Origin of the sequence: Citrobacter sp. Cf116, from assembly GCF_030336505.1 — a bacterium.
Classification (GTDB): Bacteria; Pseudomonadota; Gammaproteobacteria; order Enterobacterales; family Enterobacteriaceae; genus Citrobacter; species Citrobacter freundii.
Genome location: NZ_JAOWEQ010000019.1, coordinates 21,455 through 47,656, shown reverse-complemented (window position 1 = coordinate 47,656; position 26,202 = coordinate 21,455). Strand labels below are relative to the sequence as shown.

At 51.2% G+C, this 26,202-nt stretch carries 20 protein-coding genes and 1 pseudogene; 6 read left to right on the top strand and 15 right to left on the bottom strand.

What is annotated here, in order from left to right; translation table 11 throughout:
* Positions 1–14: 14 nt before the first annotated feature.
* From traI to OGV74_RS00965, 9 genes and pseudogenes are all read right to left on the bottom strand, one after another.
* The gene (gene traI, locus OGV74_RS01005; protein ID WP_063615435.1) at positions 15–5,312 is read right to left on the bottom strand and encodes a conjugative transfer relaxase/helicase TraI; all 5,298 of its coding nucleotides are present in this window, start codon (positions 5,310–5,312) and stop codon (positions 15–17) included.
* Positions 5,312–7,561 carry a type IV conjugative transfer system coupling protein TraD gene (gene traD, locus OGV74_RS01000; RefSeq protein WP_063615434.1) on the bottom strand — a complete coding sequence of 750 codons (2,250 nt, stop codon included), beginning with the start codon at positions 7,559–7,561 and terminating at the stop codon, positions 5,312–5,314. The genes traI and traD overlap by 1 nt, the downstream gene beginning before the upstream one ends.
* A 111-nt stretch (positions 7,562–7,672) precedes the next feature.
* A complete protein-coding gene (locus OGV74_RS00995) occupies positions 7,673–8,068 on the bottom strand; it encodes a Rap1a family protein (RefSeq protein ID WP_063615433.1) in 396 nt (131 codons plus the stop codon).
* A 12-nt stretch (positions 8,069–8,080) separates the two neighbouring features.
* Entirely contained in the window at positions 8,081–8,617 is a 537-nt protein-coding gene (locus tag OGV74_RS00990) for a hypothetical protein (protein WP_129753978.1), read from the bottom strand.
* Positions 8,618–8,798: 181 nt separating this feature from the next.
* Complete coding sequence (gene traG / locus OGV74_RS00985) at positions 8,799–11,648, bottom strand: conjugal transfer mating-pair stabilization protein TraG (RefSeq protein WP_063615431.1); 2,850 nt, start codon at positions 11,646–11,648, stop codon at positions 8,799–8,801.
* A gap of 1 nt (position 11,649) precedes the next feature.
* Positions 11,650–13,011, bottom strand: a complete 1,362-nt coding sequence (gene traH, locus OGV74_RS00980) for a conjugal transfer pilus assembly protein TraH (protein ID WP_008455329.1) — start codon at positions 13,009–13,011, stop codon at positions 11,650–11,652.
* Positions 13,011–13,622: a type-F conjugative transfer system pilin assembly thiol-disulfide isomerase TrbB gene (trbB, locus tag OGV74_RS00975; RefSeq protein WP_063615430.1), complete on the bottom strand. Its 612-nt coding sequence runs from the start codon at positions 13,620–13,622 to the stop codon at positions 13,011–13,013. The genes traH and trbB overlap by 1 nt, the downstream gene beginning before the upstream one ends.
* A gap of 24 nt (positions 13,623–13,646) precedes the next feature.
* On the bottom strand, positions 13,647–14,426 hold the full coding sequence (gene traF, locus OGV74_RS00970) for a type-F conjugative transfer system pilin assembly protein TraF (protein ID WP_045912014.1): 780 nt from the start codon (positions 14,424–14,426) through the stop codon (positions 13,647–13,649).
* A 61-nt stretch (positions 14,427–14,487) separates the two neighbouring features.
* Positions 14,488–14,799: pseudogene (locus OGV74_RS00965) on the bottom strand (DNA methyltransferase); the annotation flags it as partial.
* A gap of 351 nt (positions 14,800–15,150) precedes the next feature.
* Here OGV74_RS00965 and OGV74_RS00960 point away from each other — a divergent pair.
* The 3 genes from OGV74_RS00960 to OGV74_RS00950 all read left to right on the top strand — a co-directional run bounded on the left by OGV74_RS00960 (position 15,151) and on the right by OGV74_RS00950 (position 17,698).
* Positions 15,151–15,822: an SOS response-associated peptidase family protein gene (locus tag OGV74_RS00960; protein WP_063615392.1), complete on the top strand. Its 672-nt coding sequence runs from the start codon at positions 15,151–15,153 to the stop codon at positions 15,820–15,822.
* A gap of 179 nt (positions 15,823–16,001) precedes the next feature.
* Complete coding sequence (gene umuD, locus OGV74_RS00955; protein WP_063615391.1) at positions 16,002–16,424, top strand: translesion error-prone DNA polymerase V autoproteolytic subunit; 423 nt, start codon at positions 16,002–16,004, stop codon at positions 16,422–16,424.
* Entirely contained in the window at positions 16,424–17,698 is a 1,275-nt protein-coding gene (locus tag OGV74_RS00950) for a Y-family DNA polymerase (protein ID WP_063615390.1), read from the top strand. Before umuD ends, OGV74_RS00950 begins: the two co-directional genes overlap by 1 nt.
* A gap of 48 nt (positions 17,699–17,746) precedes the next feature.
* Here OGV74_RS00950 and OGV74_RS00945 read toward each other — a convergent pair whose 3' ends face one another.
* The 6 genes from OGV74_RS00945 to OGV74_RS00920 form a co-directional block, all read right to left on the bottom strand.
* On the bottom strand, positions 17,747–19,120 hold the full coding sequence (locus OGV74_RS00945; protein WP_063615389.1) for an RES family NAD+ phosphorylase: 1,374 nt from the start codon (positions 19,118–19,120) through the stop codon (positions 17,747–17,749).
* A 49-nt stretch (positions 19,121–19,169) separates the two neighbouring features.
* Positions 19,170–19,493: a hypothetical protein gene (locus OGV74_RS00940; protein WP_000143877.1), complete on the bottom strand. Its 324-nt coding sequence runs from the start codon at positions 19,491–19,493 to the stop codon at positions 19,170–19,172.
* Positions 19,490–19,927, bottom strand: a complete 438-nt coding sequence (locus tag OGV74_RS00935; protein ID WP_023197091.1) for a hypothetical protein — start codon at positions 19,925–19,927, stop codon at positions 19,490–19,492. The genes OGV74_RS00940 and OGV74_RS00935 overlap by 4 nt, the downstream gene beginning before the upstream one ends.
* Positions 19,927–20,958: a ParB/RepB/Spo0J family partition protein gene (locus OGV74_RS00930; RefSeq protein WP_048242298.1), complete on the bottom strand. Its 1,032-nt coding sequence runs from the start codon at positions 20,956–20,958 to the stop codon at positions 19,927–19,929. Before OGV74_RS00930 ends, OGV74_RS00935 begins: the two co-directional genes overlap by 1 nt.
* The gene (locus OGV74_RS00925; RefSeq protein WP_063615388.1) at positions 20,958–21,824 is read right to left on the bottom strand and encodes a ParA family protein; all 867 of its coding nucleotides are present in this window, start codon (positions 21,822–21,824) and stop codon (positions 20,958–20,960) included. The genes OGV74_RS00930 and OGV74_RS00925 overlap by 1 nt, the downstream gene beginning before the upstream one ends.
* Positions 21,825–22,179: 355 nt before the next feature.
* The gene (locus OGV74_RS00920; protein WP_063615387.1) at positions 22,180–22,695 is read right to left on the bottom strand and encodes a hypothetical protein; all 516 of its coding nucleotides are present in this window, start codon (positions 22,693–22,695) and stop codon (positions 22,180–22,182) included.
* A 119-nt stretch (positions 22,696–22,814) separates the two neighbouring features.
* Between OGV74_RS00920 and OGV74_RS00915 the strand changes: the two genes are divergently transcribed.
* The 3 genes from OGV74_RS00915 to OGV74_RS00905 all read left to right on the top strand — a co-directional run bounded on the left by OGV74_RS00915 (position 22,815) and on the right by OGV74_RS00905 (position 25,449).
* Positions 22,815–23,258 carry a hypothetical protein gene (locus tag OGV74_RS00915; protein WP_063615409.1) on the top strand — a complete coding sequence of 148 codons (444 nt, stop codon included), beginning with the start codon at positions 22,815–22,817 and terminating at the stop codon, positions 23,256–23,258.
* Positions 23,259–23,634: 376 nt separating this feature from the next.
* Entirely contained in the window at positions 23,635–24,255 is a 621-nt protein-coding gene (locus tag OGV74_RS00910; protein WP_063615386.1) for a recombinase family protein, read from the top strand.
* A gap of 249 nt (positions 24,256–24,504) precedes the next feature.
* On the top strand, positions 24,505–25,449 hold the full coding sequence (locus OGV74_RS00905; RefSeq protein WP_063615385.1) for an Abi family protein: 945 nt from the start codon (positions 24,505–24,507) through the stop codon (positions 25,447–25,449).
* Positions 25,450–26,202 lie beyond the last annotated feature (753 nt).

The following is a 26,202-nucleotide window of genomic DNA, read 5'->3' as shown; positions in this document are numbered from 1 at the left end:
ATATCCTCCCTGAATCAGTCCCCACCGAGCGTCTTTTCCAGCTCAATGTCTTTTTCCGGTACATTCACCACCCACTCACGCTCGGTACGCAGCATCTGTTCGCGCACCTGCTGGCGGATACCCCGACCGTCAGCCACCGCTTCCTTAATGGCCTCTTCCAGCTCAAGCTCTCCCCGTGCTGTACCGTCACGCAGCCGACGTTCTTCATCAGCAGACAACAGGGGTTCGGGCCTGGTGCTCTCCTCACCCGGCACTGCCGGCAGCAGTTCCTGCCGGGCCTGCTCCGCCAGCTCCCGGGCCGCTTTTTCCTGTGCCTCTGCCAGTTTCTGCTGCTCATCCGGAGGCAGCGTAATGGGGTCTTCCGCTTTCGCCGCTGATTCAGCCTCCGCCACGCTGCGCACTGTCCGTGCCACCTCATCAGGCTCCGAGATCCGTCCCCCGGTCAGGCGGGCTGCATTGAGCAACCGTTCTTCGCCGTGCAGGCGTATCACCACCCCGCTCTCCGGGTTCTCCTGTGCCAGGCGCAGCGCCGTCTGTGCATCATCAGCAATGAGTGTCTGTCCGTTACGGCTGGCCTGCAGGCCGGCAAACTGCGCATCCTCCCCACCACGCAGCCGGGACTCATCACTGAGCACCACGCGCATCCCGTCATCCTCAATCCGGATTTCGGTCAGCAGTGCCCCGGCTTCTTTTCCGTGACGGGTCCACGCCGGCAGGGCTACATAAGGTGTCGGGTATTTCCTGCCGGCAGCAATGAAGCGCGCCATTGTTTCACCCTCAAGGCCGTTTTCCGCCAGAACCCTGCGTCCCAGCGCGGTTTTATCCAGCCGTGAGGCGGTGGCCAGCAGTCGGTTGCCGGTGTCGGATTCATGGTCACTTTTCTGGTGCAGCAGGTCGTGGGCGGTCTGTCCGGCATTTGAGTGCCGGGCATCGCCACTCCAGCCAGCCAGATCGTCGGTATAGACCTGCACATGCTCTTTTGCGCGTGACAGTGTCACGTAGGTGGACTCCAGAGACGCCATTCTTTTCCTGCCACCTTCGGTACCGGTCAGGGCAATGGCAAAGCGTTCACTGGCCCCCTGCACGCCATACACCGTCAGGGCATAGGCGAGGTCAATATGACGGTCCTCCGTCATGGCCTGCGGGTCGACAATTTTCTCCTGATCTCCCTGGCGAAAGCGGATGGCCCCGTCGTCAGTGAACCCGGCCACCTCCCACAGGCTGTTGGCCACATAGCCGCGGTCGGTGTCCGAGCGGGTAAAGCGCACCCTGTCCCCCTGACTGATCGTCAGATCGCGGGGTGTGAAGAGGGAAATATCCTGTGCAGTGTTCTGCTGAGGAGAGATCAGCACCGACTCCCCGTCAGCATTACGCAGCGTGACCACGGCGTCCTGCATATCCACCTCCGCCACAGTCCAGTAGCGCTCGTTCATCATGGCCACGGCGCCGGTGTACTCAGCAAAGGTTTCAGCCGCACGCAGGGCGTTGTCAGGCACCCGGAGCGGCTCCAGGACGGTGAACGTGCGTTCTTCAGCACCTGTATCGCCTTTCTCATGCCGGGCGGCATGTATGGCATCATTGATGGCATGACGGTCGGCGTTGAGTTCTGCCACAACCAGCGTCTGCTGCTGCGCCTCCGGGGTGCGCCCCATCCAGTCATCCCGGATGGCTTCAATGATGTCGGTCCGGACCAGTGACAATTGCTCTGGTGTCAGTGTCTGTTCACCGGCGACAGGAGTGTCCTGCTCCTGGTCCTTTTTCGGCGCACGGATTTCCATGACGGAATTCCCGGGCACCCAGGCTCCTTCCTGACGTGGTACCTGTTGCGGGCTGACGTCATCCACCTGGCGCAGTGATGTATCAACCTGACCTGCGATGATGCTTTCAATCGCCGGGCGCAGCGCCGGGGTCTGGCGGACAATCTCCTGCATCACCACCGTATCGATGGCACTGCGCTGCTGCACCAGGCGGAACGGCAGACCGGTTGAGATGGCCTGCAGCTGCGCGGTATCCCCGCTGGAGACCATTCGTCCGCCGCCTGCGGCAACCAGCTGATAGAGCTCGGCCATATCACGGTTACCCACCATCGAGCTCTCATCGGTCAGGAACAGGACATTGCGGAAGTCCGGTGTTTCCCCGGCTTGTATGGCCAGCCGGGTTTCACTCAAAAAACTGGCGAGCGTTCGTGCCTCCACCCCGGCCTCACGCATCTCATGCACGGCCCGGTGCGTGGGTCCCAGGCCAATGACCTGCGGGCGCACGGATTCAGACAGGGTGTTCAGGGCACCCATCACCGCCCGGAACTGGGTGGTTTTCCCCACACCGGCATACCCCTGAATGGCCATAAAGCGGTCGGTGTTTTCCAGCACTGTCCGCGTGGCCTCCCGCTGGCCTGCCGTCAAACCGGCCAGCACTGAGGCAGGCGTCAGCGCCATCAGGGGCTGTACCGCATCCTTACCCTCAGCAATATGGCGGATGATGGTCTTTTCCATCTCATACGCCACTCGCGGAACCAGCACCCTGTTTCCCGCCCCGGAAACTGAATCCAGTTGTATCAGATCCCCACTGTCCACCTGCCGGGCGATTTCAGTCCGGACATCAGTCAGCGGCTGGCCGGATTTTACCGCTTCTGACAGCAGGGCAATTTCACTGAGGTGTACCTGTCCCTGCTGCGCGCGCGGGATGGCCAGACTCACCGCCTGCTCAGCATCCGACATCAGGCGGTCACGACTGGCCTGTATAGCAGTATCCAGATTTGCCTCGCCGGTCGACTGACGGACCTGGTCACTGGCCAGTCGCACGGCAGACACACTCTCCACTTTGCGTGCTGCCTGCCGGCCTTCCAGCGGCGTATAAATCCGGATGTCGCTGCCGCTCTGCGCCAGCGCGTTCAGGGTCTGTTTATTAAGCCCGCGCGGACCGACGGCGGCCAGTACCGTGCGCGACGCGCTGGTACCCGCTCCGGTCCCTTCCACATAGTCATGGGCCAGCTTCACGGCCCGTTCAGTGGGCAGACGCAGTTCCCGGTCGCCGCTGCGCAGCCGTACCACGCCATTTTCCAGCCCCGCCACGGTGAACTGCTCTTTCGCTTTGATGGCTCCCTTCAGCTCTCGCCCCAGCGCCCTGACGCGGTCCCCTTCAGAAACCGCCAGTGTCCGGCTGCGGTACAGGCTCCAGCTGCCGTCCAGTTGCGTCACCTTCAGTGTCAGACGACTACCGTCTTCCCCCTGCAGCACCAGGCTGTTAGTGGCCTCAGCCACCCGGTCAATGGTGTGCCGGGTCATTGTTTTCTTCTCAGCGTCCCACTGCTCCATCACCATCCCGGGCCGGTAGTTATCACGCTGATGACGGGTTTTGCTGTCCAGCCACACCGGCTCCAGTACCCGGAGTGTCACCTGCTCCCGGCCCAGCTCACCCGCATCACGGCGCATATCCCGGATAACCTCCGTCAGATGCTGCTGTTCCCGGGCACCGGTCACCTGGGCCACGACATCCCGCCCTTCAGCAGACAGGCGCACGTACTCCTGCGCCAGCTGGCCATAACGGGTACGCTTGTCCGCCTCGCTGACCAGTCGTACCTCCGGCAGTTGCGTACCGTAAAACCGGTACTGTGGAATATCCGCCTCTTTCAGCACAGACAGCGCGTTCCCCGTTCCCTGTCGGTTTTCCGTATCCATAAAAATCAGCTGCGCACCGGCGCTGAGCGCCTTTTCCTGCAGCAGCACGGTTTCTTTCAGCGACAGTCTCTCCGCCCGGTCAACGATAACTGTGCCCTGCACCGGCAATACGGTGTCTGCATTCATCTGCGAGCGCAGCATTACATGGCCTGCCAGATGCGGGCTTTCTGACAGAAACTGGCCACTGCGACCGTCGGCTGCAATTATCATCACCTCACGGCCCTGTGCGCGGGCCATCATGGCCACGTCTTCCGTGCGCTCACGCAAGGTTTGCGCGCCTCCGCGACCGCTGAGAATAGCCACCGGGCTTTTATCCTGGGTCAGCACAGAGACAGCATCACCTGCCGGCATATCGCGCTCTTTTGCCCGTTCAGGAAAGACCAGCACGGTTTGCTCCTGAATGGCCGTGCGCGCCAGCTGATGGACACTGAGTTCGTTCAGCAGGTGGATATCGGAAGTAAAAATACCCTTTTCACGGTCAAGCGGGATAAGTCGCTGCCCTTCAATCGCGGCATCAATGCCGGCACGGGCCTGCTCAAACAGACCTGACGCTGACGGCAGACGACTGACCGTGCCGGCCAGCATTTCGGACCAGGTAAACTGGACCTTCTTCTCCGACAATGCCGAAATCGTGTCACTGACGGCTTTCTGCACGTCTGACTCAGAAATCTGAGCGGTAGACACACTGGCGGGCTGGCCTGTTGAGCGAATACCCTCTGTGCCACCAACAACAGGGCCAGGTGGTTCTGCCCGTGTCTGCGCCTGGCCGATGTAGTTATCGATATCGAATTTTTCATCGGTCAGCCGCCGGCGCCATTCAGCTTTCAGCAGATCCGGGTCCGCCCAGGCTTTAGCCTGGCGGGTATCGAGTGCAGCAACGTCGCGGGATTTTTTGGACGCATCTGGCCCTGCCGCTTCGCTGATAGCCTGACTGCGGGTCGAAAACGGCGCAACAGGAACATCCTTTAACTCCCAGAGACCATTTTTACCGGCAGCAACCGTTTCATAACCGAGTTTTTCCGCCTCCTGTCTGAATGGCTGTAATACGAGGTTTCCGATCGCCACCTGCAGCGCATACAGATTTTCACCGAATCCGGTTTTCATACGTGTATCGCTGGCCAGCGCCCGCCATTTGTCTTCCGCAAACGTGGTATTGAACACCAGTGCATGCGTATGGATCTGCGGATCTAAAGCACGGGAGGTATCATGATTGTATAGTGCGGCCACCATGTTTCCCGTCAAAACGGTGTCGGTTTTTCCACTGTCTGTGATGCGCGCGCTGATAAGCTTCTCTACTTCTTTCATGCCGTTTTCCACACTGCGGTTCCACGCATCAAGCAGGCGGGTATCACCACCAATGAGGATCATCATCGATACACTTTTGGGGGCTGAAAAAGTCAGGTCGTAGCCGCTGCGGTGTTTATTCACCCCATTGACCATCCTGGAGAGATCGGTGCCGTCAGGAAGTTTGCCCTGACGTATCGCATCCATATCAGCGTTGGCGACTTCGCCCTTCAGGCCCAGTTTCTCCGCACCATCTCCCAGCCAGCGAGACTCCAGCGAACCGCTGGCATAGTAGTTGTCTTCATGACTGTAATAGGCCGAATCACCCTTTATAGAAGAAATTGAGAGCATCAGAACACCTCCCTGTCGTCATCAAAGTCATGCGTTTTATCTGTCGCATGATTGATGTTGACCTCTTCCCTGCGTGTCATATCGCGAGTCTGGTGTGAGGTCTGAGCCCATGCCTCATACGCTGCGAAATCCACAACCTCACCGTCGCTGTTCAGGCCCGGCGGCATATCCTGAGGTAAATCCTGTTCGATATCACGCTCAGTCCCTCCGGTGGAGGCTGAGCCACCTTCAGCGGTAACTGCAGTGGAAGCCGTGTTTTCGGTATCTGCATCGCCGGAACCCCCCTCTGTCTGCAATGGCCACGTCGCAGGAGGCGTGTTCGCTTCCGCGAGGACAGCAGCCACCAGGTCGGCAGAAGGGGGAGGGGTATTCGAAAGATTCCCCTCCGGTATAAACGCACCGCCCGGAACAGCCTGAATCAACGATTCTCTCTCGAACAATCCGGCAAACTTGTGCCGTTCTTCTTCACTGCGGCGCCGAATTTCATCCTCAAGCGTCTGATCAAGACTCGTCTGTACGTCACGCAGCAACAGGGCATCTGCCACTTTGGGCATTGCCTCATAGCTCATGGAGAGTTTTACAACGGGATAGTCACCGGGCAGGGTGACATAACACTGCAGATCGTTAAGTTTCTGGACGTCTGAATAGGTCACCACCGTGACACGCTCTTCCTCCTTGCCGAAAGAAATCCCGTCACGGACCTGCTCATGGCCGAAGCTGGTCTGTTCGTTGAATTTTTTACGCCGGGTTTCCCCCAGATCTTTTTCTACAAACTGCGCAATTTCCGCACTCGGGGAACGAAAGAAGAATTTGGTATTCAGCAGGTCAAACAGTCCCGCAGCGGCTTTAGGACCATAGATTTCTTCCATCTGGGCGATGTTCTGAAAACCCAGCACAAAACAACCGCCAAATTTACGGGCTTCTGAAATAATCCGCGGTAATGAAGACAATTTATGCAGCGACGCCAGTTCGTCATAGAAGAACCAGACACGCCGCTGCCGGTTCGGCCCCATAGCGAGAAGACTGGTGGCGGCAATGCTGAGCCACAGTGAAATAAGCGGCTTGAGGGACTCATGGTTTTGTTCATCGGAGGTAATGAAAAGCCAGCCATTCTTCGATTTATCGGTCTGGCCTTTCATCCATTCCCGGATGGTAAACTTCTCCCGCCCCGGACGATCAATGCCCTGCAGGTAGCGTAGAGCTTTAACGTAGTTTGTCAGCACGCTCCGGATAGAGATGGCTGTCTTCTCTATTTTTCCGTCAACCAGTGTGGAGGCTGGCGTACCGGCCAGGAAAGCCCGCAGCTGGTCCAACTTTATGGCCAGAAGTGTACGCAGGAATTTGTTGTAGCTGCGATCTTCGTCCTTACGCATGCGCTCAGCACCTTCCGCGAAGATGGTGCGCGCACTGCCCTGCCAAAAAGGATCTTCACCACTACTAGCCGGGATCAGGGTCGTACTGGCATTCTCCAGTTCGGCGATAGAGCGGCATTCCTCCCACAAATCCCAGTTCGGGCAACGGGAATCCAGCGCATTAAGCACTTTATCCCGGGATTCGTCGTAGAAATCCTCAACGAAAGTACAGCCTTTGTCGTAGATAATGACCAGATCGCCCCTGTCACGCAGCTGTTTTAAAATCTTGCGCATCAGGGTGGATTTACCGGTTGATACCGTGCCATGCATAGCCATATTCTGAATTTCAGAATCCAGCTTCAGCGGCAGGTCATCAATACGAATATCAGATGCTTCCCCGCGTTTTTTCATCATCCGGGCAACTTCTTTTGGCGATTCGCAGAGTACCCGGCCCCCGATAATTTCATCCTCACTCTGTTTACGGCCAGCACGCCCGAGATACCAGTACACGGCCAGTGTGGCCAGAAAGGCGATCAGCAGCGCGGCACATCCTGCAATAACCAGTTCCTGTTTCAGCAGTTGGCCGCAGTACATGGTGTAACTGTCACTCAACACCTGCCTGGCGCTGTACTGCAGGTTATGTTCGTAATAACGGATGGTATAGACAGGCTGACTGACCATTTTTTCAGTAAAGGGCGACATTACCCGAACAAACCAGTAAATAATGCCGTTGGTCAGATTCTGAATACTCATTCGCATAAGCAGGACGGCGATGCCAAATAAAACCGTCCCCATAATAACGTAATAAGAAATCAGGTTATTTATTTGCAGGAACATTTTCAGGCGCATGAATGCGACCTGACCGCCCTGCGTTAAGTCGCGAGGATTCAGACTCATTATATTTTCCGTAAATTATTTAATAACGACAGGAAATAATATTTACAATAGATAGCGAGAAATAAGAGCGGTCAAGCAACCGCTCTACTTAACCGAGGATGATGTATGCATTTATTTACTGCAAGGATAGAACTCATTTAATGCTAAAATCGCAACAAGAGCAAATCTATCATTTGATTTAACTTTACCCGGATTCCGCTCAATATATTTATCAACGAGCATTGATAAATCTTTACCATTATTAACTTCATCCCCAGCGCATATAAGAGTGTCACCCGATTTCATTTTAGCTAATGCATTCGTGTATACAATTCCTTCCCACATTGCCTGCATCGAAGAGTTAAGAATGAGGTTCTGTTCCTTCCCTCCATCTAGCGCTTCTTTTTTGATTAAATTATAGTTTTGAATAGTTATCCCATCGGACTGGTCCTTCGCTTCAGCAAATTTAGAGAAGCCGCCAATGAAAACTGCAGATAATATAATCAGACTCCAGACTTTCGTTTTCACGTTATCTCCTTTTCAATCTATTTTTTCTGGATTACCAAAATGGTTACCTCCAGAGTCCATGCTGCCTCCAGTCATGTAAAGACCTGTAGACGGGTTTACCCCCATCAAAGAGAAAGAACTATCATCAACGATATTATTGGCCTCTACCATATCAGGAACACCACTATTTTTTGCCGTGCTTAAGCTACAGCCAATTGAATACACATCTTTTACTTCTGAGTAATTAAATGGTTGCACTTTATACAATCCATTACCGTTAACCACAACTGAATTAGTAAGTGCGTATTTCTTTATGTAATTTCCACTAAGTAGCTGAAAACATACTTCATCATTTTTACTACTTTCACTATTTAACAACAGTTCTTTTATTGCAATCGCATCTCTACCTTTATACTTCATAAATACTAAGATAGAAAAAAACATGCCAAAGACACAATAAATAGGATAGTAAATCAAGGGGGATAACTCTGCCAGTAGAGTAAAAAACAACAAAGTTAAAAACGACAGCTTTATTTTGCAACCTACAAAATATTTTATGTACTCCTCCAAAGGCTCGTACCTTAATAGGTACCCCCTTAATCTTACTGCCCACAACAGGAAATACCCTATAAGACAAAATAGAACTAAGGAAGGAAGAATATATATCCAGTCGTATGAAATGTAGCTGTATGTTGCTCGCCACCAGACTATAGCAAAGCTCACAGGTAAAATCAGTAGACTTAAGTTATATTTACTTCTTACCATAATAGGTTGTTCCTTTATCTTGTGCATCCTGAGCCATCTTCGTTAAGTCATCATTATTTAGTCCGGCCAGTGATTTCTGCGAAGCTTTTTCATTTTCAAATCCCTTCCTATGCTCTTCAGCAGCTGTTGACTGCTCTGACTGTAGATTCTTCCTCATGTCCTGAATTTTTTCTTTCTGCCCCGCTATTTCTTGACTGTCATCATTTAACTGAGTTCTAGCATCAGAATATCTCTGTTCAACTGTTTGTTGTACATTATTTTTTATACCGGCTGCATTTTCGTGATCACGAATAACATCTGAGTTTTCATTCCAGTGATTATTTACACTTTCCTCTCCTGGTACTGATGCTGCCTGACTCATTCCACCACCAAGATTAGCTTTATGCCCATGATATTCAGCCTGAATTTGAGGTAGCATCTTATCCTGAACAAATGATTGAGCCAGTTTCTGTCGTTCTGCTGCAACTTCCGGAGATGATGTGTCACTCAAAACTGCTTCAGCATTACCAGATTTTTGCATCACATAGTTTGCAAATTGCTGGTCAAAATTGCTGTTGATCTGAGCACTATTACTCTGAACATATGCCGCCATTTCGCTGTATTCATGACTGCGAGTCATACTGTCAGAGTACTGTTGGTAGCTGTTTTGGGTCTCTGATAGCGTTGCCGCCAACTGTTCTACTTTATTTGCTGATGCAGCATCAGTATGGGTTCCCCCTGCAGTTACACGACTGCTGGTTACCATATCTAAGCCCTCTCTGAAGTCATTAGCAAACTGAGAGGCTCTATCATTTCTGAAATCATTTGTTTGTGAGTTAGTTTCATTGGTACCATGCGACGATCCGCTACTACCACTAAATTCTGCTCCTGTATGGGCTTCAATTCCGGTTCCAAATAATTTACCTCCCACACTAGCTTTACTTCCTGCTGTTATAGTTCCTCTTGAAGCTTTATCCATAAGTTGGTTATACGCTTCCTGGGTGCTAACGTTATTAGCTTTTGCATACCCCTCTGTAGCTGTGAGCATTTTATTAATACCTGAGCTAGAATTGCTGCCACTACTGTGATCTGAACCCTGTACTAACGAATCGCTGTTCCCACGCTGGCTGGCAAACTGTTGCAACTGACTCCAGCTACTGGAACGGCCACTCTGATATCCGCTGAGTGCAGTTTGTGCCCGCTGTTCAGATTCTCTGGCCTGTTGAGTCAGGCTGCTGCTTGTGACTTCGGCACCATTGAGACTGACAGGCAACTTCGACATTGCTCCAGTGGTATCAAAAACATTCTGCCCGGAAGAGGTTAGCGTTCTGGTAGCACCACTCTCCAGCTGACTGGTCATATGCCCTTCACGATGGCTGTAGTTAGTGTCCCACTTATTACCCTGCACATTTCCGGTCGTCATATTGTTATAGGACCAGTTACCGTCGACAGCCTGAGACGACGATTGTGTGGATGCTGACTGCAGGGTCTGTCCCAGATAGTTCCCCGCCTGCGACACCACCTGTCCCAGGCCTTTCACCATCCCCCAGGCGATAAACGGGATGGACAGCGCCAGCCAGCCGGCTGTGGTGCCGATATCTGAATAGGTATTCTGCACCTGGTCAAACGTGGCCAGCGTCACCGCAGTCCCGTTGAGTTTGCCCTGCAGGTAGAAGTTCATCGCATGGTTCAGTATGGAGAACAGAATGGGCCACATCTGCAGATAGGCAATGGTGTAGATATAGCCTTTAATAATGGTCCAGGACAAGGAGCTCACCACAGCCAGGACAATCAGCACCGGGAACAGCGCCATTGTCATGCCCAGCAGAACGCTGTGCATCACCGGCAGCGTGTTGGCAGCGATGGACGCACTGGTCGCCTGAGACAGGCGCATTTTTGCCATCGATGTCTGCGTGGCGGTGTTCACCAGCCCGGCAGTATCGCCATTCTGCGCTGAAAAGCTCTCCAGACCACTGCGCAGGCCATTCATCACCACGTTCTTGCGGATGATCTCGGTGGAGGTCATGGAACTGCCGTGAAAATAGTTATAGCTGTCGCCCAGCATTTCGGTGAACAGTGCCGTACTGGCACCGTTTGTCGGACCAAAGACCTGGTTCGTGAAACCGTGCATCCGGTTAAGCACCTGCTGGAGAAACGGGAACATATTCCGTCCACTGATATCACTCGAATCAGTGTTTATTTTGGTTGTGGCCTGCTCGCAGGTCAGAAAATTGCGGTTTTTGTCATACAGACCACGCAGAGGACTGGGTTTACTGAATATCAACGCGTATGGGTCTGTAGAATTCATCAGGTCGCCAATGCTGTACTTATTGTTCAGCATAATGTCACCCACCACGCAGTTATGAACGTAATCAGAGAACATGCGCTGAATTTCCGGCTCAGAGAACCGGAAATCACTGCTCCCCGCCGCCAGCTGCGCGCCGAACAGCATCCCGGTTTTGCTGTAAGTCAGCGCGTCCGGCCGGGCAAACACAAAATCGTAAACCTGTGCCATACCTGCACCAATACGGGTGATCAGGCTGGCCGGGGCTGCAAGGCCGGTCGGGACATTATCCACCTGATAGATGGCCGCTGGTTCAGACAGGTCAATAATCTGCACGTTCCGCTTGTCCCCGACCAGAACGGCAATCACCAGGACATAAAACCCGGCCCATTTGACCAGGTCCATAATATTGCGTGTCCGGATATAGGTTGCCGCCCCGACAATCACCGATACGGCGGTGGCCATAGCAATCAGTGAGTCTCCGGCCCTGCTGTTAAAAAATGCCGCCACGCCATTGAGCGTATCCTGAAACCACGCCCCGCCGGCAACGGTGTAAATCGTATCAACGGCCATATCAATTCACCCTGCTGAACTGGTAGTTACCAAGCACACGATCGCTCATCTTTGAGGAGACCTGCTGGCGGATAAAGCGGATTTGCTGCTGCGCGGAGATAAGGGCATCTTCTTTGATCTGCACTTCCATACGCAGCGAGTTAAGCGCCTGACGCGCGTCGGCCAGCCCGCTTTTCAGCTCTTTCATGTTGGCGCCCGGATAATCTTTGGTGGCAAGCGATCCGTTAACCACCTTCATCACGGCTTCCAGATACTGCAGATAGATGTCGACCGCGATGTAATCCGTCAGCTGGGCAAACAGGGACTGAGAGACACTCAGTGACGACTGGTCCACAATCCAGGAGAGAATGGGGATGGAGGTACTGTTGATGAACTGCTTCTCTTTTTCCGTCAGCGGCGTGTCGGTGATGGCCTTGTTCTCGATGCTGGTCAGCATGTCCTGCACCATCTTAATAAGCGATTTGTCTGCGGAAATCGTCACGTTATTCAGAGTCGGGGACAGGCATTTATTCTGGTTATCGCAGACGTATACCTTTGCCGTCCCCCCGCTCATCATCGCTGTCAGCAGGCTGCGGTCCGATGCCATTGAAGACAGTATCCGCAATTCGCCGTTGCTGCCGAAAATCACCGAACCACTGATGCTCATGGCGAACTGACGCAGCTCTGCGTTGCTGCTGAGCGAGCTATTGCCGAGCGCATCCCACATCAGGTTGATATCCTTCAGAACCTGGTCCTTTTCCGCGCCGGTGGCTTTATCAGCGACGGAACCGTATTTGCCTCCGGAGGTACAGCCCTGACGGGAAGCCACCCAGTCCGAAAACACGCTGGTTTGCCCGCCAACAGACTGGCAGACGTTCTGCTGGCTCTCGCCCCACAGCGATGCCACGCTGTCGACCATCGCCTTTGCCGCCTGACAGCTGGACATATTGAACCGGTTAATATCAGCGGCCATCTTCTGCAGAAAGTCTTTCGCGGCCTTGAGTTCCGGTACGGTGGTTTCCAGCGCAAGGTCAAAGAAGTAGCCTGCCGCGTTCGCCATCGTCTGTTTCACAAACGCCATAATCTGGTCGGAGTTAATAAAGGAAAACGCCCCCAGATACACGTCAATCCCGCCGCACCCGGCGTTGATGGATGGCAGACTTATGGAAACCAGCTGAATGTTCTTGTTGCCGGTGCGCGCGTAGAACGAGCCTCCGGAGACATAACGTGCGGCCTGCCCCTGCCAGGCTTTTGCCGAGGTGGTGTTGCTGGCATAACTCATGTCATTAAAGAATGAATTCATGTCATCCTGCAGCGCGGCATGCGCCGTTCCTGCGCTGTACAGGCCCAGCGCAAAGGCCAGGCAGAGCGGTTTCAGTCGCATTATTGTTGTCCCTGAGCGTTGAGTGGAATGCTTTTCCCGGCCTGACGATCCAGCGCCATCCGGAGTACTTCATCGAGGCGGGCGCGGAATTCTCCAGCCCCTGCGGCACCCTGCAGCAGCGGCCAGGTTTCCATCGTATTGACGTTGGTCAGAAAGGTGGTTGGCGTGGCCACCGGCAGGCCACTCTGGAAATATTCCACCATCACATCCGGCGTTGCTGGCAGAACATCGGGGAATTCGGCATCTCCCTTCCCGTCAAGGCTAATAGGGAAAACGTCAAGACCGGTTTTCTGAGAAAAGGCTTTTAGAACCGGAGCAAACTGGCGGCAGTACTGGCAGGTCGACTGCATGAACAGCACCACCTTCCAGTCCTGCAGGTTAACTTTCCGCCCGTCACTCAGCGTATACCAGACAGGTGACGTATCCTGAGCGGCACGGTCTGTTGTCGGTGTCGCCCTGTTCCCCGGCAGGCTGAGAGCGTCCATAGCAGGGGCGCTGCGGCCCGTTTTTCCGGCTTCAAGAGCACGAATATCATCCAGTGTTCCGGCCTGCAGACAGCCGGCCAGCATCGCCGCCATCAGGATGGCGGTCCGCAATGCAGTAATAAGCATGGGTTACCTCAAAGACAGGTGTTATCAGTAGTCAGGTGCAAAGTGGGTAAGGACGCTGACCATCTGGCGATCCAGGTCGTCGTGGCTCATAAACCCCCACGCAAGGGGTTGCCACTGGTGAGTTTTCGGGTCGACCAGAAACGTGGCCGGGAAGTGGGTGACACGCATTTTTTCGGCCTGTCCGCTGTCAGGGCGACTTTGCGGAAGCTGGTCGCTGAGTTTACCGTCCACACTGACGGCCATCAGGCTGATCCCCCGATCTTCACAGAAAGCACGTATCACCCCGGCCATCAGGTTGTCGACGGCATTATTGCCCCGGTAGAAAAAGAACAGGCCATAACGCTGCGCCACCTGGCTGATAACCGCATTCTGGACCTTCTTCTCTTCAGTCAGGCGAGCTTCCACCGTGCCGTTGTAATGGCTGCGCTTCACGTTGTAATCCAGCTCCGGATACTTCAGCCGGGCCAGTTTCGCCGTCTGGGTAAAGTCCGTTGCCCGGTCAGTCCAGAAGTTCTGGAGTGTCATAAAGCGGCGAAAGTTCTCCGCAGATGGATACAGAATGGCGGTGTCCAGCGCTTCACGGGTAGCCTGCTGGAGCACCTTTTTCTGCTCTGATGGCGTCATGCTGGCCAGACGTTCCCGTAGTGTCGGCGGCGACGCTGGTTCGGGCTCTGCCTCTTCAGCATTGGGGTTGTACCACTGCCATCCCTCTTCCCGGGCATAGTCAGGTGCCAGCACATCCTCAGGAGCAGCATGCAACGATGCTGCCATCATCAGGGCAAGCGCACCGGCAATACATCTCATGGCGCGTTCTCCTTCATTTTTTCCGCGATGATGTCCTGCGCTTTTTTCAGTAACGCCTGGTCTTCGATGTGTAGGTTTTGGTAAATACCAGGTGGCCGACAACGCTGAATCCCGCATTTTTCCATGCGGCCATAAAGCGATCGACGCGGTTCCAGCCGTAGAAGCTCACCATCAGCGCGTCTTTTTTGAGGACGCGATACATCTCATGGCAGGCGGGTTGCAGCCATTCATCTGTTTTATCGCCGGCGATGGTACGCCCCTGACGGTCACGAAAACCGACGAGATATGGCGGGTCGGTCAGAATGAAATCGACAGCATTATCCGGAAAGCCGGACATGATATGGACGCAATTACCCTGGATAAATCGGGACATGGTAGTTCTCCTTTCTCAAATGCGGCGCCAGTTACGCCGTGCCGATACGACAGCCGGGCGAAAAGCGGAGAATGCATGGGCGGTGCCGCAAGCCGCAGCGCAGTGAAAAAGCCCACGCTGGCTGGACGGTTTGACGGCGAAAATTGAGACGGAAAACGACGGGAAGACAGCGGGTAATGCCTTTGAAATTAACTGCGACCGGGTGAGGACACCGGCAGAGCGAACCCTTGCATTCGAAGCGGCCCGGCTAAAGTAGCGGCACGGCGGCCGCACGATGGCAGGAACCTCAAATACGGCCTATGTTCAGAACTGAGGTGAACACTGATTACAGATCCACAGCGGAGAAACACAATGTGCGGTCGGTTTACGCAATACAACTCCCGCGAGGAGTACCTGGCCTTTCTCGGAGAAGAAGCTGAACGGGACATTCCATATGATCCGGAGCCCGTCGGCCGCTACAACGTTGCGCCCGGAACCCGGGTATTGCTGCTGAGTGAACGTCGCTCGCAGCTGCATCTTGATCCTGTTCACTGGGGTTATGCCCCGGAGTGGTGGAACAAGCCCGCTCTCATCAACGCCCGGAGTGAAACTGCGGCCGGCAGCCGGATGTTCAGGCCACTCTGGGAGCACGGACGGGCCATTGTTTTTGCTGACGGCTGGTTCGAGTGGAAACAGCAAAACGGCGTGAAACAGCCGTTTTTCATTTACCGTAAGGACGGAAATCCACTCCTGCTCGCTGCCATCGGGAAACCACCTTTTGAGAACGGCAATGACCTGGAAGGGTTCCTGATCGTCACGGCCGCTGCGGATGAGGGACTGCTGGACATTCACGATCGGCGACCGCTCGTGTACTCACCGGCTGCCGCACGTAAATGGCTCAGCGAAAACACAACCAGTAAAGAGGCGGAAGACATTGCCCGTGAGGGCAGTCTTTGCGCCGAAGATTTCACATGGCACCCCGTCAGCCGGGCTGTTGGCAATCCCCGGAACCAGGGCCGGGAACTGATAGAGCCACAGGCTTAGCAGACGGTGAGATACCCGGTATCCACTCACAGGGTTATGCACCGTTTCTGAGGATAACCCTGAGCCTGTTTTATCCGCCAGAACAATGACCTGGCAGGAGCAGGTAAAATTCTTCTTGCAGGACGGGAAATATCTTAAATAATACTGTATATAAAAACAGGTATTTTAAGAGGTATGCCATGTTACTTTTTGTCGCCCCCGAACAGGAGCCGGTGCCGTCCACTGCCCCGCTGTTCACCGAACGTTGCCCGGCGGGTTTTCCGTCGCCGGCCGCCGATTACACGGAGGAGGAACTGGACCTGAATGCCTATTGCATCCGGCGTCCGGCTGCAACGTTCTTCGTCAGGGCTATCGGGGATTCGATGAAAGAGATGGGCCTGCATTCCGGCGACCTGATGGTGGTCGACAAAGCCGAAAAGCCGGTGCAGGGTGACATTGTCATCGCGGAGACTGATGGCGAATTCACGGTTAAACGCCTGCAGCTGACACCCCGTATCGCCCTGCTGCCGATGAACCCGGCCTATCCCACTCTCTATCCGGAAGACCTGCAGATTTTTGGGGTGGTGACAGCCTTCATACACAAAACACGGGGCATGGACTGATGTACGCGCTTGCTGACGTGAATTCGTTCTATGCCAGCTGCGAAAAGGTTTTTCGCCCTGACCTGCGAAACAAACCCGTCGTCGTTCTCTCAAATAACGATGGCTGCGTCATTGCGAGAAGTCCTGAAGCGAAGCGGCTGGGTATCAAAATGGGGGTACCGTGGTTTCAGCTGAAGTCGATGAAATTTCCGGAGCCGGTTATCGCGTTCTCCAGTAATTACGCCCTCTACGCATCAATGTCGAACAGGGTCATGGTTCACCTGGAAGAGCTGGCGCCGCGCGTGGAGCAGTACAGCATCGACGAGATGTTTCTGGACATTCGCGGTATAGACAGCTGCATCGATTTCGAGGGTTTCGGCCGGCAGCTGCGTGAGCACGTTCGTTCCGGCACAGGGCTAACCATCGGCGTCGGAATGGGACCGACCAAAACGCTGGCTAAAAGCGCACAATGGGCGTCGAAAGAGTGGCCACAGTTTGGTGGCGTGCTGGCGTTAACGCCAGACAATATCCGCCGTACGGAAAAACTGCTGTCACTGCAGCCGGTGGAGGAAATCTGGGGGGTTGGCCGCAGGATCTCAAAGAAGCTGAGCACAATGGGGATAACAACTGCACTGCAGCTGGCGCGCGCGAACCCTGTATTTATCAGGAAAAACTTCAATGTAGTTCTGGAGAGAACGGTCCGGGAACTCAATGGAGAAAGCTGTATTTCCCTGGAGGAAGCACCTCCCCCCAAACAGCAGATAGTCTGCAGCAGGAGCTTTGGGGAGCGTGTCACGACGTATGAAGCCATGCGACAGGCAGTCTGTCAGTACGCTGAGCGTGCAGCTGAAAAGCTGCGCGGAGAGCGTCAGTTCTGCAGGCATATTGCCGTGTTTGTGAAAACATCGCCGTTCGCCGTAAATGAGCCCTACTACGGTAATCTGGCCAGTGAAAAACTACTCATCCCCACGCAGGACACACGGGACATCATTGCCGCTGCCGTCAGAGCTCTGGACAGGGTCTGGCTGGATGGTCACCGTTACGCAAAGGCAGGCTGTATGCTGAACGATTTCACGCCAACCGGGGTATCGCAGCTGAATTTGTTTGATGAAGTACAGCCGCGGGAACGGAGCGAGCAGCTGATGCAAGTCCTGGATGGTATTAACCATTCCGGTCTGGGGAAAGTGTGGTTTGCGGGACGTGGGATTGCGCCTGACTGGCAGATGAAACGAGAAATGCTTTCCCCTGCGTACACAACGCGCTGGAATGATCTTCCGGTGGCAATGATAAGATGATCTGCCACCGAAAGATTTCGCATGCGAAATCTGGGTTACATCTACCCGTCAGAATTCGTCATCCGAATAGCCAGATTTCGCATGCGAAATCACTTCTTTTGTGCGGCCTTCCGTTAAATAGTGCGTGACTGTTGTTTCTGATGTGGAGTAATCAACACCCTCTATTTTATGAACTTCTATGCCATCGAGTTTTAGCTCAAGTATATCTTCCCTATTTTTCTTACGTGATAGCACCTTAAATTCACGACGGAAATCATCGGGAGTCGTCCTTATCTCTGGGTCAAAGTATGAAATATCCTCATCATGCTGATACATATTTACTTCAGCTTCCCGGAACCTTCGGTCCGCATTCAGTACCCCAGACGATTTATGAAACAGGATAATATTCATGACAGAAGGGTCTGTACTTTCCTTTGGCTTTTGCGCGGAAGTAAACAGTATCCCATCGAGTTCGCAACGCTCAAATGTTGAGAGATAATCAGCGATAGCTTGCGTCAACAAGTAATTTGTTTCTTCAAGCTCAGGAACAACCGGCATAACAAGTTTTCTGGAGAGATTCTGAATAAAACTACTGCGCTCATATCGAAGTAGATACTCCGGATCAAAGCGGCTAAATCCGTTAACAGCCAGCCCTTTCAGACTGGAGAGGTCGAGTAATCTGACTGTCCGCAACAAAGTGAACTCAGCAACAGCAACATAACTACCTACAGGTGGCCGCACTTCGGATATGGCATTTTTTCTGGACGTAGCGCCATAGAAGACTGAGATACCTCTAGCATTCATTCTGCCGGAAGGTGTCAGTTCAGGAGGAGGAGGACCGAAACTCGACTCGGGCATACGTAATGCGATTTCAAGTGCATCCTCTGACTGAAAAATACGACCACGGAAAATTGGTTTGTTAGGCTCAAAATCGATGAATGCTGAGGGATGATTTTCGTGAAGGTAAGTAAAAACCTCTTCGAAAGTTGCCATCGCGTCCATATTAAAAAATCGATTACTCTCCCGAAGTTTCCTTTCCATTGAATTCCATTTTCTGGAAAGGTTTCCTGAGATGGTTACAGCTTCAACAAAATGCGGCTCATCACCATATTTTCTTTCATGTGAGCTCCAGTCAAACCATAACTCGTCGAGCAGTTCCGATAAGTCATTGATGATATTATCATTGTCTGTAACCTCTTGCTCCAGAACAGAGAAGAGAGGTTCACCTTCATACTCTTCCAGATAATGGTTATATTCTCCGCCCCGATAATAATTTTCAATCAACCAGTCGACCTTTTCAGCCAGTGTTTCCATCGACATCGTCATCTCTTCGGAGTCACAATAATCGCATGATTCTGAGGCATCAGGATCGCTTGCGATGATGTTGTTCAGATAACGGTCATCGTTCAGACACTGCCTGCAAATTCTCTTTGAACCCGGCACTCTGTTTATTCCTTAGGTTAGACAGATTTCGCATGCGAAATCTTTTGATTTAATCACGTCGATGCAGCTGTATAAGAGCCTCAGAAGGACGATAGTGCTGCTTTGCCCACCGCCCGTAATTATTAACGGACTCATACTGACGTTCTGCAGCACCATCACGGTAATACAGTATATGGATAATTCCATGAAGCTGCAGGTAACTGGCTACCGTGGTTACATTATTACGAACGAAGCGCGTGTGGCTCTGGAAGGTATCAAGATCAACTCCATCCTGTCCGTCATCAAGCGCATCAAGAATAAAAGCGATTAATGCAGAAGCGATAGAACGTCTGCCAGAGCCTGCGATACAAGCATCAAGCTCTTGAAAGGTCATGTGGATTTCCTGTTGTAACGGTAGCTGGCATCCTCTTCAATTGCTGCCACGAACCATCCGGTAGCAGTTTGCCTGTCTATGCTATCAGGCAAGGAAGCGACTAACTGCTCAAGTGGAAGTTTACGATTAGCTCTGAATATCAGCGCCGACATACCACACCAGTCCTGGTTACTTTCGGGCTTCCAGCCGATGCTGAGCATCAATGTTAACGCCGTCTGAGCAGCCCACAACGGAGTTTCAGCCGGGTTAGAGGCCCATGAAAGTAACGCCGCGCCGGGTACGGGCCTGCTTCTTGTAACGTATCCCAGATTGATAGCCGCTTCTGTTAATGCGGCAGCTGCTTCGGATTGCGTTCCGGGATAACGAAGCGCCCAGTGGCGGACAATTTGGCCACGGAATGCCGTGGCCATTTCGGTGAACGGGGTTGATTTCATCACTGAGAGCGCATCCCTTTGACGCGTAGTTCAGAAGCCTCAACTGAAATCTCACCAATGTCCATTTTCACCCACACATACCCAGCTTTGTCTGGCGCACGGTCAGTCATTATTACCCCTTGCTGACCGTCTATCTCGACAACAACCTGCCAGGTTTTTACATCTGAATTACTGCCCAAAGGCTTGGTTGGTTTTTTGTTCTGAGCCTTAGATTTCGCATGCGAAATCTCACCTTTGCTTTTGTTCTTAACTGCATCAAGAACAGCTTTAACCTGCGAACGTGAAATACCAGACTCTCGCGCAGCCGCGATAAGCTTCTCGGCCTCTTCAGGAGACTTTTCATTTACCTGTATCAGTGTGTATGCCAGATCGACATCGGATGTGACTTTATCCCGGAGAAGGGCGGTAACATTTTCTGGTGCATCAATGAGACGAAGGTGTTTACTGACAAATGAGGTAGGCTTACCCATTGTTTTTGCGATTTGCTCACCCGTCATATTGAACTCATGCTTGAGCTCATAGAACGATTTTGCAGTCGCTAATGGTTTCAAACCAGACTGCTGCAGGTTTTCAATAAGCTGACCGATGATGCGTTCTTTTCTTTCCCGTGGTGGTTTACCCACATAAATATCAATGTGGGTATCACCACGCTTACGGGCTGTGCGAACACGCGTTTCGCCTAACCATATCTGGTAGCCACGTCTGTCACGAGGATAACAACGAGGCGGGGTAAGCATCCCTATAGTTTCGAAGGTATCAGACATACCATCGATGATGTCTTCCTCGAAGTCTTCTTCAGGTCGCACTTGTTCTTCAGCATAAACCAGATTTATATCGACGCGTATTATCTGACCATCAGGTTCGATATCCGGGCGGGCAATATCCGCCATAATCTGGTGCGCAGCTATATCATGGCTCTGCTCATCTGGTTGTTTATTTGCAATGACCTGTTCAATATCAGAAACAACAGATGCTTTTTTTTTCATTTCCTGCTGCGCCTGGAGTCGTCTCATAAACGGTTTCTTGGCCATTACTTACCTCCTGCGAGCAGAATAATTTTCCGGGTAAGTTCTTTATATTGAATTGCAGGAAGACACTTGGGGTCGTATTCATCAAAGGAGAGACCTAGTTCGATCGCTTCTTTTGCAGCAGCAGGTACAAATGATATATAGGCGAGAATGTATTCTTCAGAGTAGCCTTTTCCCTGAAGGATCTCGATGAGGAGATTCAGGTTCAGTGTATCAATAGGCCCCAGATATCCTTCTTTAAGTGGCTTTTTATAATTTTTGACCTGCGTCTGCGTCACATAAGTCCCCATGAACTGCAGCGAAGGATTGTAGTTCCGCTTAATTTTCTGCATATAAGTAAGCTGTTTACCAACTGCATTACGGGCCTGCTTCTCCAGCAGGGTAGGGATCAGAAGGTAATCAGCTGACATATGCGCTGCGATCATGACATTTGAATAAGATGGCGCTGAATCAGCAATAATAAAATCAAACTGTTTCTTCAGTTCTTCAATACGGTCCCTGAAGTCGAACATGCAGTCGCTGTTTCGGTAGTTAATTTCATTAAGTTCACTGGTAGCACCGATAAAAAAGCGCCCGCCAGGAAGCTCAATCGGTCGAATCTCTGTTTCAGAAAAGAAAAGCTGATATGTATTCGCTTCACCGGGTGTAAAACTGTTACTTAATGGTTCGCGTTCTATCTCATAAGGTAAGCCGTCAGGGAATGCCCTCTCCGTCAGACCAGTTGTCCAGTCCATATCAATTTCAAGCACACGGAAACCAGCTTCACGAAGGTCATGTGCGATTTCACTGGATGACTGCGATTTAACGATTCCGCCCTTCTGACTACATACAACGATCAGTTTTCCGATAGGTCCAATTTTCAGTGTCATGTAACAGTCCTTAAGATTTCGCATGCGAAATGTTTGAGAAGGGGCGGCACGGCTTGAAAGAGTATTTCAATAATGAAATGAATTCATTGCGGGATTTCATACACACTCCTGTGAGTCAGGCGTTTCGCCAGGTGCAGAAGCAGCTATCTGCCACTGCGTTTGTTGTCGCGCTTTCATGACAACACAAACAGTATACAGAGAAAATATAAGATATCAATAATGATACGCAATAGATTTCGCATGCGAAATCACATTTTATGTCCGTTAGTAAAAGCCGAACCAGCGGCTTTTTTACGTCGCTGGTTTAATACCCTCGCCATCTGGACACTCCGATAATTCAGTCCAGTTTTAGCAGTTACCGCCGTCCAAAGAACCAGAATGACCGCTTTTTGTTCATTACCTCAATTGCAGCTTTCTCACGACGTAGTTCTTCGCTGGCAAATCCCTGGAACTGATCTAAGGCTTCTTTAGCCTTTTTCCGGACTGGGGCTTTTTCTTCACGTTCAGCAGTGCCCATCGAGCATGCAAGAGAAACAGCATAGTAAGCATCAAAAGCTAGCTCTCTCATAGTATTAGTCGTGCACGTAAGGGATAACGTTTCGTGGCGCCTTGTAAGCTCCATGTAATCATCTCCATCTGGCCTGAAATCGGTGAGCATATATTTCTGCATCATCATTCGTGAACTGGATAAAAAATCTACGTAGCGCTCAGTTTTAACGTCGAAATCTTTACGTCGCTGAATTAAGGCTTCTTTCCTTAACTCGTGCCGCTGTGATAATTTGAGCGTCAGATACCCGCCTAATATTGTTAGCGCCGATCCAAGCCCAATTTTAACGGCGTTATCAGCTACATTTACCCACTCAGTCGCCATTTTCTACCCCGTTCTTCCTGTGGTGATCATGGTCGCTAGTATAAATCCCCATGCACTTGGACATACAGGTCATTCTGTCCAGTAGACAGGCAGTTACCCTCCAGATAGGATATACCACCATGATTAAGTCTCTAGGTACAATTATGAGTTCGTCTGCTGCCGTAACCGTTCTCACCGGTGTAACCGTTTTTGTTGTTGGTCAGCTCATCGCAAAAAGATTCATTGAGCCTTATATATCATTCCGGGAACAATTAGGGAGGATTACAGCGCTTTTATTACGTGAACAAGCAACGATAACAAATTTTAGAGCCAATCATGAAACCATCCACGATTTGAAAGACGCTGCGTCTCAGTTAATGGCGAAGTATTCAGCCTTGCCTAGCAGCCTCAAAAGAGACTATGTGGTTATAAAGTTTGTACCATCAAAATCTGAAGTCCTTGGGGCAGCGCAAAACCTGAATGAAATCACCTCAATACTTGCTGGCAACAGCAAGGAAAATACCTACGTTCTCATAAAGGAGATTGGACTCAAGCTCAATATACCAACTACCTATTCTCATTAATCCCTCGCCACATTGGACACTCAGGTAATTCTGTCCAGTTCAATCCATGCCTCGCTCTATCACCTTCAATCATGCACCAAGAATGTACAAAAAATGTTTTCTAACTTGGACATTTCGGCACTATCGGAAAAAGTGTCCAGAAAATATTTCTGGTGATCGTATTTAATTTTGTTGACCCGCTGCGCAAACCGTGAGTCTGTTCAGAACTTGCTTCTGAGCAGGCGAGGGGTTGGACAAGCCCGGCGGGCGCGTCAGCCAGTCACACTTAGGTGTCCCCAAAAGATACTAGCGACTTCGAATCTAAAACCCTGCTAAGATACCATTTAAATGTTACCTATATTTTTGATACCACTTAAAAGTAACCACAGGCGATAAAATGTACATTTATGCGTATCTTCGTGCGTCAACAATTGAGCAGGATGCACTTCGAGCTAAAAACAGGCTGAAGGAGTTTGCAGCTCATCATGGGCAACGCATAGCTGGATGGTATGTTGAAAATGCATCAGGAGCATCACTCGACCGTCCGGAACTCAATCGGATGCTGTCTGATATGGAATCAGGTGATGTGATTCTGATTGAGCAGGTAGATCGACTTTCTCGCCTCAGCGATGCCGATTGGGACACTCTTAAACGGCGGATGTTTGAAAAAGAACTATCGGTCATTAGCCTTGACCTTCCTACTAGTCATATTGCTCTTACTCATGCAGCTTCTGATGACTTCACGAGAAGTATGCTCCGGGCTGTGAATGGCATGATGCTAGACATGCTGGCCGCTATCGCTCGCAAAGACTATGAGGATCGTCGCCGGCGACAGAAAGAGGGGGTTGAAAAAGCCAGATTAGAAGGTAAGTATGCCGGTCGACAGGCGAATAAAGCCAAACATGAATTGATACGAACATTACGCCTGCAAAACGGAAAATCAATAAATGAGACAGCTCGACTGGCAGGAGTATCCAGAATGACCGTTATTCGGGTGTGTAAACCAGCTGATGCTTAGAGATGATACTTCGCACGTATCCAAGCAAGCTGCACGGAGGAATCAAGAATTAGTGTTATTTAGATGCGAAAAACCCCAGCAGAGCCGGGGTCTTTCAATTCTTTTGCCTGATGTGCCTTCACTAGAACCCATGAAACATGGGGGATGATTCAACACTGGCTTACGTTATGTGATTACAATAGCGTAATATAGTTGGTACGTCAATGCGCATAGAAGGCGAGACAGGGTACTCCCTGGACAGGAGATTAAATGCCTCAAAGAATTAATGATTACAAACCTGTACTTTCACTACTTTCAACAGCAAGACTTGCAAGCGTTCCTGCTATCTTTAACGTACACACCGATTTGGAAATGTATGGATTTAGCCTCTGGATCCAGAATGCAGCTGCCGCACTTTATCCACTGGTACAGCAACTTGAACTTGTTCTCAGGAATTCAGTTGATAAAACAGCTCGTACAAGATTTGGTGAACGGTGGTGGGATACCATCTCGTATGATACGACGAAAGACAATCACGGCAAGTTCATCAAATGCATCAGAGATGCTGAACGAAGCTTACTTACCAATTGGAAAGCCAAAGAAGTCGCTCGCCTTGGCTTAACCCATCCATCACAAGTAACAACGACGCCACCAGTTTTTTCCCATGATGATATTATTGCAGCGACAACATTTTCCACATGGGAGAACGTTTTTCTTGAAGCGCTTCATACAGACGATAACTCAAAAAAAAATAATTTTCTCTGGCCTAACTCCCTTCCGAAAGCTCTGAGAAGACTAAGCGAAATTGACAACAAACCCATTGAGGCCCGTCGTAAACTGCTGAACCTTCTAAAAGAAATCAGAGACTACCGCAACAGACTTTTTCATCATGACTGCATCTGGATAAAAATCAAAACTGTAGATAAACAGACTGCAATTGAATCAATCCGTGAAAAAATAAATCTAATCGAGAAGATCATAACCGCGATCAGTCCCGTAACTAACCGCGCTTTGACTGCGTGGGGTATGTATGAAAATGCGCGGCGGATCTGCTCCACTGCAGAACTATCCATTTATACGAATCTTAACTACCAGGTACCAAACATAGCTACGCCAGGGCTGCTTGGCCAGTTATTGCTTCAGACAAATGGTGGAAAAGAAACTGTACCTATGATGCTGCAAAATGAGGCCTGTGTTTTCTATAAGTTGAGGTGAAGGTAAATAGCTTTAGCGGAAGCGAGGGGATGACGAAGGGGTTAGCATGTCAGCGGCTACTATCAAAACATATGTTCTCCCGCTCCCCATCTTTTCCTGGTTCTCCCTGTCCGGTCATCAGCGAATACTGGTGGGACAGGGAGACCATAGGGTAGAAAGACTGTGTTCTACGACGCGTCGGCCATCCATCCATGATGACTGATTAAGACAAGGTGCAGAGTACTGTTTAAAAAATAATAAAAAAATGAAGTCCTTGTTTTCTAATTGAATTTTTTTTCAGAATTTACATTTGCTGCACGACCCTCCGTCTGTGCTCTCTTCTTTTTACTTTGTTCTGAATCAAAGAAATCGCAAACATGTTTGATGCAAATCACTATATGTAGCACCTAAAATGCTTCCAGCCCCAACAGATAGGGGCAGGCCCCGGAACTGTGCTTTTGCCAGGAGCACTCATCACTTAATCCGGGCGATAAATATGGTGGTAAGGCTTTGCTCAACAAAACCGTTTCCGCGTGAAGTGATGATAGCGACGGAGAGCCACCCTCATACGGAGACACGGTATGGACCGACGTAACTGTATGTGCCTGTTCATACTGACCATGATCAGCCATCTGATCACCGGGCAGGAAAGCTGGATGGTTTACCTGAATCATATCAGTCTGACGGTACAGTTTTACTAAAGACCACAAACAAAAAAACCACCTGCCAGGGTGGTTTTTTTGTGTTCAGACCTGAAGTAGACCCGAACGGGTA

Coding starts and splice junctions, on each gene's coding strand:
- traD (WP_063615434.1), bottom strand. CDS start 7,561: ATGAGTCTGAATCCTCGCGACTTAACGCAGGGCGGTCAGGTCGCATTC.
- OGV74_RS00940 (WP_000143877.1), bottom strand. CDS start 19,493: ATGACCTTTCAAGAGCTTGATGCTTGTATCGCAGGCTCTGGCAGACGT.
- OGV74_RS00905 (WP_063615385.1), top strand. CDS start 24,505: ATGCCTCAAAGAATTAATGATTACAAACCTGTACTTTCACTACTTTCA.
- OGV74_RS00925 (WP_063615388.1), bottom strand. CDS start 21,824: ATGACACTGAAAATTGGACCTATCGGAAAACTGATCGTTGTATGTAGT.
- traF (WP_045912014.1), bottom strand. CDS start 14,426: ATGAGATGTATTGCCGGTGCGCTTGCCCTGATGATGGCAGCATCGTTG.
- OGV74_RS00910 (WP_063615386.1), top strand. CDS start 23,635: ATGTACATTTATGCGTATCTTCGTGCGTCAACAATTGAGCAGGATGCA.
- traG (WP_063615431.1), bottom strand. CDS start 11,648: ATGGCCGTTGATACGATTTACACCGTTGCCGGCGGGGCGTGGTTTCAG.
- trbB (WP_063615430.1), bottom strand. CDS start 13,622: ATGCTTATTACTGCATTGCGGACCGCCATCCTGATGGCGGCGATGCTG.
- OGV74_RS00935 (WP_023197091.1), bottom strand. CDS start 19,927: ATGAAATCAACCCCGTTCACCGAAATGGCCACGGCATTCCGTGGCCAA.
- traI (WP_063615435.1), bottom strand. CDS start 5,312: ATGCTCTCAATTTCTTCTATAAAGGGTGATTCGGCCTATTACAGTCAT.
- traH (WP_008455329.1), bottom strand. CDS start 13,011: ATGCGACTGAAACCGCTCTGCCTGGCCTTTGCGCTGGGCCTGTACAGC.
- OGV74_RS00950 (WP_063615390.1), top strand. CDS start 16,424: ATGTACGCGCTTGCTGACGTGAATTCGTTCTATGCCAGCTGCGAAAAG.
- umuD (WP_063615391.1), top strand. CDS start 16,002: ATGTTACTTTTTGTCGCCCCCGAACAGGAGCCGGTGCCGTCCACTGCC.
- OGV74_RS00920 (WP_063615387.1), bottom strand. CDS start 22,695: ATGGCGACTGAGTGGGTAAATGTAGCTGATAACGCCGTTAAAATTGGG.
- OGV74_RS00915 (WP_063615409.1), top strand. CDS start 22,815: ATGATTAAGTCTCTAGGTACAATTATGAGTTCGTCTGCTGCCGTAACC.
- OGV74_RS00960 (WP_063615392.1), top strand. CDS start 15,151: ATGTGCGGTCGGTTTACGCAATACAACTCCCGCGAGGAGTACCTGGCC.
- OGV74_RS00930 (WP_048242298.1), bottom strand. CDS start 20,958: ATGGCCAAGAAACCGTTTATGAGACGACTCCAGGCGCAGCAGGAAATG.